This window comes from Raoultella sp. (genome assembly GCF_039594335.1).
GTDB lineage: Bacteria > Pseudomonadota > Gammaproteobacteria > Enterobacterales > Enterobacteriaceae > Klebsiella.
Map to the genome: position 1 here is coordinate 1 of NZ_JBCNNS010000126.1, position 12,218 is coordinate 12,218.

The 12,218-nt window shown below is 54.2% G+C and carries 7 protein-coding genes and 1 pseudogene; all 8 read left to right on the forward strand.

Annotated features, from left to right (window positions below):
- Positions 1-26: 26 nt before the first annotated feature.
- Positions 27-2,471: an acyl-CoA dehydrogenase FadE gene (gene fadE, locus ACZAHD_RS18075; RefSeq protein WP_462458003.1), complete on the forward strand. Its 2,445-nt coding sequence runs from the start codon at positions 27-29 to the stop codon at positions 2,469-2,471.
- 277 nt (positions 2,472-2,748) lie between these two features.
- Positions 2,749-3,537: an IclR family transcriptional regulator gene (locus ACZAHD_RS18080; protein WP_462458004.1), complete on the forward strand. Its 789-nt coding sequence runs from the start codon at positions 2,749-2,751 to the stop codon at positions 3,535-3,537.
- A 4-nt stretch (positions 3,538-3,541) separates the two neighbouring features.
- Positions 3,542-4,447, forward strand: a complete 906-nt coding sequence (locus ACZAHD_RS18085; RefSeq protein ID WP_462458005.1) for a dihydrodipicolinate synthase family protein — start codon at positions 3,542-3,544, stop codon at positions 4,445-4,447.
- A gap of 11 nt (positions 4,448-4,458) precedes the next feature.
- Positions 4,459-6,426 (forward strand): YjhG/YagF family D-xylonate dehydratase, encoded by a 1,968-nt coding sequence (locus ACZAHD_RS18090; RefSeq protein ID WP_462458006.1) that lies wholly within the window; start codon positions 4,459-4,461, stop codon positions 6,424-6,426.
- Positions 6,427-6,470: 44 nt separating this feature from the next.
- Positions 6,471-7,819, forward strand: a pseudogene (locus ACZAHD_RS18095) (gluconate:H+ symporter).
- Positions 7,820-8,105: 286 nt separating this feature from the next.
- Positions 8,106-8,876: an amidohydrolase gene (locus ACZAHD_RS18100; protein ID WP_462458008.1), complete on the forward strand. Its 771-nt coding sequence runs from the start codon at positions 8,106-8,108 to the stop codon at positions 8,874-8,876.
- A gap of 197 nt (positions 8,877-9,073) precedes the next feature.
- Positions 9,074-12,124, forward strand: coding sequence for a formate dehydrogenase-N subunit alpha (gene fdnG / locus ACZAHD_RS18105; RefSeq protein WP_462458007.1), 3,051 nt, complete (start codon positions 9,074-9,076; stop codon positions 12,122-12,124).
- Between the two features lie 12 nt (positions 12,125-12,136).
- The coding region (locus ACZAHD_RS18110; protein ID WP_462458009.1) for a hypothetical protein at positions 12,137-12,218 on the forward strand (82 nt) is incomplete at its 3' end.

The following is a 12,218-nucleotide window of genomic DNA, read 5'->3' on the forward strand; positions in this document are numbered from 1 at the left end:
TCCTACAAGACAGGGAGCATTTCTCTATGATGATTTTGAGTATTGTTGCAACCGTTGTTTTACTCGGTGCGCTCTTCTATCACCGAATTAATCTCCTGCTGAGCAGCGTGATTTTGCTCGTCTGGACCGCGGCGCTCAGCGTTGCCGGGCTGTGGAATATCTGGCTGCTGCTGCCACTGGCGATTATTCTGCTGCCGTTCAACTTTGCGCCGATGCGCAAGTCACTTTTCTCGGCACCGGCTTTCCGTGCATTTCGTAAGGTGATGCCGCCGATGTCACGTACCGAAAAAGAAGCCATCGACGCGGGCACGACCTGGTGGGAAGGCGACCTGTTTCGCGGAACGCCAGACTGGCAGAAACTGCACAGCTATCCGCAACCGCGCCTGACCGCCGAAGAACAGGCGTTCATCGACGGCCCGGTGGAAGAAGCCTGTCGTATGGCGAACGATTTTGAAATCACCCATGAAATGGCCGATCTGCCGCCAGCGCTGTGGGCCTACCTGAAAGAGCATCGTTTCTTTGCGATGATCATTAAGAAAGAGTACGGTGGCCTGGAATTCTCCGCTTACGCTCAGTCACGAGTGCTGCAAAAGCTTTCCGGCGTTTCCGGGATCCTGGCAATTACCGTCGGCGTACCGAACTCCTTAGGCCCGGGTGAACTGCTGCAGCATTACGGCACTGAAGAACAGAAAAACCACTATCTGCCGCGCCTGGCGCGGGGTCAGGAAATCCCATGCTTTGCACTGACCAGCCCGGAAGCAGGCTCCGACGCCGGCGCCATCCCGGACAGCGGCGTTGTCTGCATGGGCGAATGGCATGGCGAGCAGGTACTGGGTATGCGCCTGACCTGGAACAAACGTTATATCACTCTTGCACCTATCGCGACCGTATTGGGTCTGGCCTTTAAACTCTCCGATCCCGACCATCTGCTGGGCGGCGAAGAAGATCTGGGGATCACCTGTGCGCTGATCCCGACCAGCACGCCGGGCGTCGAAATTGGCCGTCGCCACTTCCCGCTGAACGTGCCATTCCAGAATGGTCCAACCCAGGGGAAAGACATTTTCGTGCCAATCGATTACATCATCGGCGGACCGTCGATGGCTGGCCAGGGCTGGCGGATGCTGGTGGAATGTCTGTCCGTGGGACGCGGCATCACCCTGCCGTCTAACGCTACCGGCGGGCTGAAATCCGTGGCGATGGCGACCGGCGCCTATGCTCATATTCGTCGTCAGTTCAAAATCTCCATCGGGAAAATGGAAGGCATCGAAGAGCCTCTGGCGCGTATTGCTGGTAACGCATATGTGATGGATGCCGCCGCCTCGCTGATTACCTACGGTATTATGCTGGGAGAGAAACCGGCTGTGCTGTCGGCCATCGTCAAGTACCACTGTACCCATCGCGGCCAGCGCTCAATTATTGATGCCATGGATATTACTGGCGGGAAAGGCATCATGCTCGGCGAAGGTAACTTCCTGGCCCGTGCCTACCAGGGTGCGCCCATTGCCATCACCGTGGAAGGGGCTAATATCCTGACCCGTAGCATGATGATCTTCGGTCAAGGGGCGATTCGTTGCCATCCATACGTACTGGATGAAATGGCAGCCGCGCAAAATAACGATGTTAACGCTTTCGACAAACTGCTGTTTAAGCACATCGGTCACGTCGGCAGTAACAAAGTCCGCAGCTTCTGGCTGGGCCTGACCCGCGGGCTGACCAGCAGCACGCCGACCCGCGATGGCACTCGTCGCTACTACCAGCACATGAACCGACTGAGCGCGAACCTGGCGCTGCTGTCCGATGTCTCCATGGCGGTGCTGGGCGGCAGTCTGAAGCGTCGCGAGCGCATCTCCGCGCGTCTCGGCGATGTTCTGAGCCAGCTCTATCTCGCCTCTGCGGTGCTGAAACGCTATGACGATGAAGGGCGCAATGAAACAGACCTCCCGCTGGTCCATTGGGGCGTTCAGGATGCGCTGTATCAGGCAGAACAGGCGATTGACGATCTGCTGAAGAACTTCCCGAACCGTTTGGTCGCGAGCGCCTTGCGCCTTGCTATCTTCCCGACCGGCCGTCACTACGACGCGCCGTCCGATAAGCTGGATCATAAAGTAGCAAAAATCCTGCAGGTACCAAGCGCGACGCGTTCACGTATCGGCCGCGGTCAGTATCTGACCCCGAGTGAACATAACCCGGTCGGTCTGCTGGAAGAGGCGCTGCTCGATGTCATGGCCGCCGATCCGATTCATCAGCGTATCTGCAAAGAACTGGGTAAAAACCTGCCGTTTACCCGTCTGGATGAACTGGCCCGCAACGCGCTGGCAAAAGGTTTAATCAATCAGGATGAAGCCGATATTCTGAGCCGTGCGGAAACCAGCCGTCTGCGCAGCATTAACGTTGACGATTTCGCCGCCGATGAGCTGGCGACTAAACCGGTAAAGCCAGCGGAGAAAGTCCGCAAGGTTGAAGCCGCATAAAACAATAACAGTCACCACATCACGACCAGGGCGGGGAATTTCCCCGCCTTTCTTTTTGCCCACGCTTTGTCCTCCGGTTGGGCATAAATCATTTTCCGCATGAGTGCAACAGGTTGCCAATCGGCCAGCGCCACGCGCAACAAATTCCCGCTCAATAATTAAAATACCTACGTGGATCACGTTTCCCCTCTGTAACTCGGTTCAACCTGCTGAACAAGGCGTATTTTCCGCTTTCCAGAGTAGATAGGCTTTATATCAACAAGAAACGGGAGCCGTTATGGGCGGTAAAGGATGTAATTCATTAATCCGGGCAGAAAAAATTCTGACCTACATTGCATATGTCGGAGCGGCCAGTTTTATGGAGCTGCTAAAAGAATTTCAGTACCCGAAAAGTAGCCTGCTGAATTTATTAAATGCCATGGTCGATTGCGGCTTTTTAATAAAAAGTGAGCGTAATCAATACTCGCTGGGCATAAAAAATTACGAGCTTGGGTGCCAGTCTCTGCACCGGAAAAACATATTTGAGATAACCAAGCGCCCGATGCAGGAGCTTTCGTTGAAAAGCGGACTGGTATGCCATTTAGGGGCGATGGAGAATTATTCCGCCATTTATCTGGATAAAGTCGAGAGCCCGGATTCCGTACCAACCAAAAAAAGCTGGATCGGTAAAAAATTAGAAATACATATTACCGCGCTTGGTAAGGCTCTGCTGGCATGGAAGCCGCAAGAAGAGATGGATTATTTTCTCGATGCCTTAATGCTGAAAAAGCACACCAACAATACCTTCACCGATAAAAAGTTATTTCGTGAAGAGTTACAGAAAACGCGCCTGAGAGGATGGGCGATAGATAATGAAGAATCGACCTATGGGGCAGTATGCCTGAGCATGCCTGTTTTCGATATGTATCACCGGGTGAATTATGCAATCTCATTATCGGGAGACCCGATAGTTTATTCGGGAAAGAAGATCGATGGCTATCTCGAACTGCTCAGACAATGCGCCGCGCAGATCTCACATGGTCTGGGTTATAGAACCGAAAATGAATATTTAAGAAAAGGAAATTGATCTAATGAAAAAATTCAGGGGAATTATTCCACCGGTCTCCACCACGTTCGATGACAACGGTAACATTGATAAAACAGCCTTAGCAGAAGTCGCTGATTTTCTTATTAAGAAAGGCGTCGACGGCTTGTTTTATCTGGGAACCGGCGGTGAATTCAGTCAGATGAATGCCGGGCAAAGAATGGACTTCGCCGAGGCGGCAATCGCAGCGGTTGGTGGTCGCGTTCCGGTATTAATTGGCGTTGGCTCCCCCTCCACCGACGAAGCGGTCAAACTGGCAAAACATGCCGAAACCTGCGGCGCGGATGGCATCGTTATTATTAACCCCTATTATTGGAAAGTTGCCGCCAGCAATCTTGACGACTATTACCATCGCATCGCCAGCAGCGTCCGCCTGCCGGCGATCGTTTATAACTTCCCGGATCTCACCGGCCAGGATCTCACCCCTGATATCGTCAAACGACTGGTGCTGCAAAACGAAAACATCGTCGGTATTAAAGACACTATCGACAGCGTCGGCCACCTGCGGGCGATGATTAACACTGTCAAAGCTGTGCGCCCCGAGTTCTACGTCTTCTGCGGCTTCGACGACCATTTACTGAATAATCTGTTGCTGGGCGGGGATGGAGCCATTACCGCCAGCGCAAACTTCGCGCCGGAACTGTCTGTAGGCATTTTTAGCGCCTGGCAAGAGGGCGATCTGGCGACAGCGGCGACGCTCAATAAAAAATTGCTGCAACTACCGGCTATTTACTCGCTGGAAACACCGTTTGTCTCCCTCATCAAATATGCCATGCAGTGTGTGGGGCTGCCGGTGAATACCTATTGCCTGCCGCCGATTCTGGATGCGTCGGATGAGGCGAAAGCGCGGGTTCGCGAGCTGCTGGCCTCGCAGGGCATTTTAAATTCATGAGGAGGCATTCGATGTCTATTGACGATATTTTTGCTGGCGATAACCCGGAAATCTACCGCGTCAGAACCCACGCGCCGGGTCCGCAAGGCGAGCTGCCGCTGACCGCAGAGATGCTTATCAACCGCCCTAGCGGCGATATTTTTGGTATGACTATGAATGCCGGGATGGGCTGGTCACCGGATGAGTTGAATCAGGACGGCATCCTGCTACTTAGCACGCTAGGCGGGCTGCGCGGGCCGGACGGTAAACCCGTCGCGCTGGCACTTCATCAGGGACATTACGAGCTGGACATCCAGATGAAAGCAGCAGCGGAGGTCATTAAAAACCATCACGCACTGCCTTACGCGGTGTATGTCTCCGATCCCTGCGACGGACGCACGCAGGGTACCACCGGCATGTTCGATTCATTACCTTATCGCAATGATGCCTCAATGGTGATGCGCCGTCTGATCCGTTCCCTGCCGGGAGTCAAGGCGGTGATTGGCGTGGCAACCTGCGATAAAGGGCTGCCCGCCACCATGATGGCGCTGGCATCGCAACACGATAAAGCGACGGTCTTGATCCCCGGTGGAGCCACGCTGCCGGCTTTACATGGCGAAGATAACGGCAAAGTGCAGACTATCGGCGCGCGTTTTGCCAACGGCGAATTATCGCTGCAGGATGCTCGTCGGGCGGGCTGTCAGGCCTGCGCTTCGTCGGGTGGCGGCTGCCAGTTTCTGGGAACCGCAGGCACCTCGCAGGTCGTCGCTGAAGGTCTCGGCCTCGCGATCCCGCATTCTGCGCTGGCGCCTTCGGGCGAACCGGTCTGGACGGAAATCGCCAGGGCCTCAGCGCGGGCCGCGCTGCTGCTGAACCAGAAAGGCATCACAACTAAAGATATCCTCACCGATCGCGCGATTGAAAACGCCATGATGGTCCATGCGGCCTTCGGCGGCTCCACCAATCTCCTGCTGCACATCCCAGCGATTGCCCATCAGGCGGGCTGCCACATTCCAACGGTGGAGGACTGGATACGCATTAATAAACAGGTGCCGCGCCTGGTCAGCGTATTGCCCAATGGCCCGGTTTATCACCCAACCGTACGAGCCTTTATGGCCGGTGGCGTACCTGAAGTGATGCTGCATTTGCGCCAGATGGGTCTTCTGCATGAGGATGTCATGACCGTAACGGGCAATACGCTAGGGGAAAATCTCGACTGGTGGGAGCGCTCCGGGCGTCGGCAGATATTTAAAAATCTGCTGCTCAGTCAAGAGCAGGTTGACCCTCAGGAGGTCATCATGTCTTCGCAGCAGGCGTATAAACGCGGGTTAACCTCCACGATAACCTTCCCGGTCGGAAATATCGCTCCGGAGGGCTCGGTCATAAAATCCACGGCCATCGATCCCTCGGTCATTAATGAAGAAGGTATTTATTATCATAAGGGCGTGGCGAAGGTGTACCTCTCGGAGAAAACCGCCATTTATGACATCAAACACGACAAAATTAAAGCCGGCGATATTCTGGTTATTATCGGCGTAGGGCCGTCCGGCACCGGAATGGAGGAAACGTATCAGGTTACCAGCGCGTTGAAGCATTTATCCTATGGGAAGCATGTTTCTCTTATTACCGACGCTCGATTCTCCGGTGTTTCCACCGGCGCCTGTATTGGCCACGTTGGGCCGGAAGCACTGGCAGGCGGCGCCATCGGGAAATTACGCACCGGGGATCTCATTGAAATTAAAATCGACTGCAAACAACTCCAGGGGGAAGTCAATTTCCTGGGTCTCGCTAACGCTCAGGAACTCCCCTCTCGAGAGGAGGCTACCGTTATATTAAACAGCAGAAGCAGCCATCCTGATTTAATGCCCGATCCTGATTTACCCGATGATACCCAACTCTGGGCGATGCTCCAGGCGGTAAGCGGCGGAACCTGGCGTGGCTGCATCTACGACGTTAATAAAATAAGTGCGGCACTACATAAACATATGACTAAATCCTGAAAGAATAATTAAAGCCTTTTTTACATTATTAATGAGAGGACGTTATGCCACTATTAATTGTTGTGGCAGGTATCGCTGTACTCCTGCTTTTAACCATAAAAATAAAACTCAATACTTTTGTTTCATTAATTATTGTCTCGCTGGCCGTAGCTATTGCCAGCGGGATGGCTCTGAATAAGGTCGTGGTGTCTGTTGAATCCGGACTGGGCGGCACGCTGGGTCATATCGGCTTGATATTCGGTTTTGGCGTAATGCCAGGACGATTATTATCCGATGCCGGTGGTGCACAGCGTATTGCGTTGACCATGTTGAACTATTTTGGTGCCAAAAGGCTGGACTGGGCGGTAGTGACTTCGGCATTTATTGTCGGTATCGCGTTATTTTTCGAAGTCGGTTTAATCCTGCTGGTACCCATTTTATTCGCCATCGCCAGGGAGGCTAAAATATCACCGATGTATATGTGCGTACCGATGTTGTCAGGATTGTTAGTGGCGCACGGTTTTCTGCCGCCGCATCCCGGCCCTACCGTCATCGCCAGAGAATATGGTGCAGATGTTGGTATCGTGCTGATTTATGGCATCATCGTGGGCATTCCAACCTTTATTCTCTGTGGTCCGCTGTTAAATAAAGTATGCCAACGGCTGATCCCGGAGGCATTTGCCAAAGAAGGCAACATTGCTTCCCTTGGCGCGACAAAGAGCTTTAGTGAAAGAGAAATGCCTGGGTTTGGGATAAGTTTTCTGACTGCCATGCTGCCCGTGATTCTGATGGCGCTGGTCACCATTATGCAAATGGTCCGGCCAAAAGACGCAGGCGACCCCGGTATGCTCTATTCTGTGTTCCTGTTTTGGGAAATTCGACGATCGCGATGCTGATTTCGCTGTTGTTCGCCATTTGGGCCATGGGTCTCAAGCGAGGCAAAACCATTCCGGAACTGATGGACTCTTGCGGGAAAGCGATTGCAGGCATTGCTGGTCTGTTATTAATTATTGGCGGTGGCGGCGCATTCAAACAGGTGCTGATTGATTCTGGCGTCGGCCAGTATATTTCGACGCTGGTGGCAGGCACGGATATCAACCCCATTCTGATGGCGTGGGGAGTAGCGGCCTTTCTGAGGATTTGTCTGGGCTCCGCAACGGTTGCCGCCATCTCCACCGCGGGCCTGGTGATCCCTTTGCTGTCTGCACACCCAAACACAAACCTGGCCTTGATTACTCTTGCAACAGGCGCGGGCTCGTGCATTTGCTCTCATGTCAATGATGCAAGCTTCTGGATGATAAAGGATTTCTTCGGTCTGACTATCAAGGAAACTTTACTGTCCTGGACGCTAATGTCAACAATGCTATCCCTTTGCGGTCTGATCTTTATTCTGCTGGCCAGCATGGCGATTTAAGCCACGCGGTTATGCTGCATGCCGTGCCCCTTAAACTCCCCTCGCGAGCCAGGGTTTATGGGGCACCACCGTAGAACGGCCTGTGACGTTCAAAAGCCGCGAGAATAAATCCGCGCCAGCCCGTCTTTGCGGCTTTGCTCCCCCCCTTTTGCCTCTGGCAGCTCCTTCCCCGCACAAATCGTTTCCAGCATTAGCATTTTTTTAACAAAATATTCCGCTGACTATCCAGAGACTGATATGGTGTTAAAGTAACTATAACAGCCTAATGATAATGGAGTTCACCACCGTGCCTGGCCTGAAAATTACGCTATTGCAACAACCGCTGGTGTGGATGGACGGTCCCGCCAACCTGCGCCATTTCGATCGCCAGCTGGAAGGTGTCAGTGGGCGCGATATGATTGTTTTGCCGGAAATGTTTACCACCGGCTTCGCGATGGAAGCCGCTAAACAGTCGTTGCCTCAGGAAGAGGTCATTGACTGGATGCTGGCGAAAGCGGTGCAGACCAATGCCTTGATTGCGGGGAGCGCTGCGCTACAAACCGAACGCGGCCCGGTTAACCGCTTCCTGCTGGTGGAGCCCGGCGGTAAAACCCATTTTTATGATAAGCGGCACCTGTTCCGGATGGCCGAAGAGCATCATCATTATACGGCGGGCAATGAACGGGTCGTTTTCGAGTGGCGCGGCTGGCGGATCCTGCCACTGGTTTGCTACGACCTGCGCTTCCCGGTATGGTCACGCAACCATAGCGACTACGATTTAGCGTTGTACGTGGCCAACTGGCCGGCGGCGCGCTCGCTACACTGGCAGTCACTGCTGGTCGCCCGGGCCATTGAAAACCAGGCTTACGTCGCCGGCTGCAATCGGGTCGGTACCGATGGAAATGGGCACCACTATCGCGGAGATAGCCGCATTATCAGCCCTCAGGGGGAGATTCTGGCAACGGCGGAACCTCACCAGGCCACGCGTCTCGATGCGGAACTGTCGCTCACCGCGCTCAACGAGTATCGCGAAAAATTCCCCGCCTGGCAGGATGCCGATCCGTTTAGCCTGGATTAATTTCCCTCTTCCCCTCGTCATCGAGGGGAACAGCCTTCCCACTCGTTTTTGAAAACGCCAGCATCGCAAAATGCTCCGGATGAGCTTAGCTGTGCTCGCGGTCACAGCATTAATACCGCGGTTTTCTGGCGCAGCCCTGCAAAATAACCTTATAATCTCTGCACCCTTTCCTGTCTTAAGTTTAAGCTGGAGATACAATGGAGCTCAGTCGCAGGCAGTTCTTTCGCATCTGCGTGGGTGGGATGGCAGGGACAACCTTAGCATCGCTTGGTTTTCTTCCTGCATTTTCTGCTAACGCCGAGACGCGTCAATACAAGCTATTAAAATCCAAAGAAACCCGTAATAACTGTACCTACTGCTCGGTGGGTTGCGGCATCATCATGTATAGCCTCGGGGATAACGCGAAGAATGTACGTGAAAGTATTTACCACATTGAAGGCGATCCCGATCATCCTGTGAGCCGCGGTTCTTTGTGCCCGAAAGGCGCCGGAGTGCTGGACTATATCCATAGTGAAAGCCGCTTGCGTTATCCGGAATATCGGGCGCCGGGGGCAGATAAATGGACGCGCATCAGCTGGGATGAGGCGATTAATCGTATTGCCAGATTAATGAAAGACGATCGCGACGCCCATTTTATCGAAAAGAACGCCCAGGGCGTCACGGTTAACCGCTGGACCTCAACCAGTATGCTGTGCTCTTCGGCGGCGAGTAATGAGACCGGGATCCTTGACGGCAAATTTACCCGCGCATTGGGGATGGTGTCGATTGACTGCCAGGCGCGTCTTTGCCATGGCCCGACGGTCTCGGCGCTGGCGCCGACCTTTGGCCGTGGGGCGATGACCAACAACTGGGTGGATATCAAAAACGCCAACGTCGTGCTAATTATGGGCGGCAACGCGGCGGAAGCGCATCCGGTTGGCTTTAAATGGGTTATCGAAGCCAAAATTAAGAATAATGCGACGGTCATCGTCGTGGATCCGCGCTTTAACCGCAGCGCGACGGTAGCCGATCTGTACGCGCCGATCCGCGCCGGTTCCGACAGCGCCTTCCTGCTTGGCGTCATTCGCTACCTGATCGCGCACGATCGGGTGCAGCATGAGTACGTGCGCCACTACACCAATGCCAGCATGATCGTGCGCGAAGACTATGCTTTCGATGCCGGGCTGTTCAGCGGTTTTGATCCTGAACAACGGCAGTACGATAAAACCAGCTGGAACTACGAGCTGGATGAGAACGGTTTCGCCAGGCGCGATGAAACCTATCGCCACCCGCGGTGCGTCTGGAACCTGCTACGGCAACATGTCGAGCGCTACACCCCGGAAATGGTCAACCGCCTGTGCGGAACGTCGCTCGACGATTTCCTGCGTATTTGCCAGCTTTTGGCCAGCACCAGCGTGGCGAATCGCACCGCCACGATCTTATATGCGCTCGGCTGGACCCACCATACGGCGGGAGCGCAAACCATCCGCGCCGCTGCGATGCTGCAGCTACTGCTGGGCAATATCGGTATGGCCGGCGGTGGGATTAATGCGCTGCGCGGTCATTCCAATATTCAGGGCTATACCGATCTGGGGTTACTCTCCACCAACCTGCCGGGATATATGCCATTACCATCGGAAAAACAGCCGGATTATCAAACCTATATTACGCAAATCACCCCTGCGGCCTTAGGTGCGGATGAAGTTAACTACTGGCAAAATACGCCGAAATTTTTCGTCAGCATGATGAAGAGTTTGTGGGGCGACTCGGCAACCGTGGAGAACAACTGGGGTTATGACTGGCTGCCGAAATGGGACCGGCTATACGATGTGATGACCCAGGCCGAACTGATGACGCAGGGAAAAATCAATGGCTATATTGTTCAGGGCTTTAACCCGTTAGCGGCGTTTCCTGATAAGAACAAATCTTCCCGCGCGTTGGCGAAGCTCAAGTACCTGGTGGTGATTGACCCACTGGTGACAGAGTCGTCGAATTTCTGGCAGAACCACGGTGAGATGAACGACGTCCGTCCTGAAGATATCCAGACTGAAGTCTTCCGTCTACCATCTTCCTGCTTCGCCGAAGAGAACGGCTCGATTGCCAACTCGGGCCGCTGGCTACAGTGGCACTGGGCGGCGGCCGAACCACCAGGCGAAGCGCTCCACGATGGCAAAATTCTCGGGCGCCTGTTTATGCGCCTGCGCGATCTTTATCGGCAGGAGGGTGGCGCCAACCCGACACCGGTGCTGAATATGTCCTGGGATTATCACGATCCCCTTGACCCGCAACCGGAAGAGGTGGCCCGTGAGGCCAATGGTAAAGCGCTGCGCGATATTGTTGATGACCAGGGCCAAGTTATCGTCAAAAAAGGCCAGCAGCTCAGCAGCTTTGCGCAATTGAAGGATGATGGTTCCACCAGCAGCTACTGCTGGGTCTATTGCGGCTGCTGGACTGAACAGGGCAACCAGATGGCGAATCGCGATAATAGCGATCCTTACGGGCTAGGCTGTACACCCGGCTGGGCCTGGTCATGGCCGGCTAACCGCCGCATCCTTTACAACCGCGCATCCGCTGATCCGGCGGGCAAACCCTGGGATCCGCAGCGCGTGTTGCTGCACTGGGATGGTAAACGCTGGGCGGGAATGGATGTCGCCGACTATAGCCTGGCGGTACCGGACAGCAACGTCGGACCGTTTATCATGAACCCTGAAGGGGTGGGCCGTTTGTTCTCCTTGAACAAAATGAACGATGGCCCCTTCCCTGAGCACTATGAGCCGATAGAGTCTCCGATTGGTACTAACCCTCTTCACCCGAAGGTGGTCTCCAGCCCGGTGGCGCGGATCTTTAACGATGATCTGGCGAATATGGGCCATGCGGATGAGTTCCCGTACGTGGCGACCACCTATTCGATCACCGAACTATTCCGTCACTGGACCAAACATGCGCGTCTGAACGCCATCGTGCAGCCGGAGCAGTTTATTGAAATCGGCGAGAAGCTGGCGAAAGAGAAAGGTATTTTGAGCGGCGACATAGTCAAAATCGTCTCGAAACGCGGTTTTATCAAAGCCAAAGCGGTGGTGACAAAACGTCTGCAACCGTTGACCATCGATGGGCGTACGGTCAATACGATCGGCATTCCCTGTCACTGGGGTTTTGAGGGGGCGACCCGGAAAGGGTTCCTGGCGAACACGCTGACGCCTTCAGTGGGTGATGCGAATTCGCAAACTCCGGAATACAAGGCCTTCCTCGTGAACGTGGAAAAGGTGTAACGGAGACGACTTATGACTTATCAATCGCAAGACATCATTCGTCGTTCCGCGACTAACGGTTTCACGCCCGCGCCTCAGGCGCGGGACCACCAGC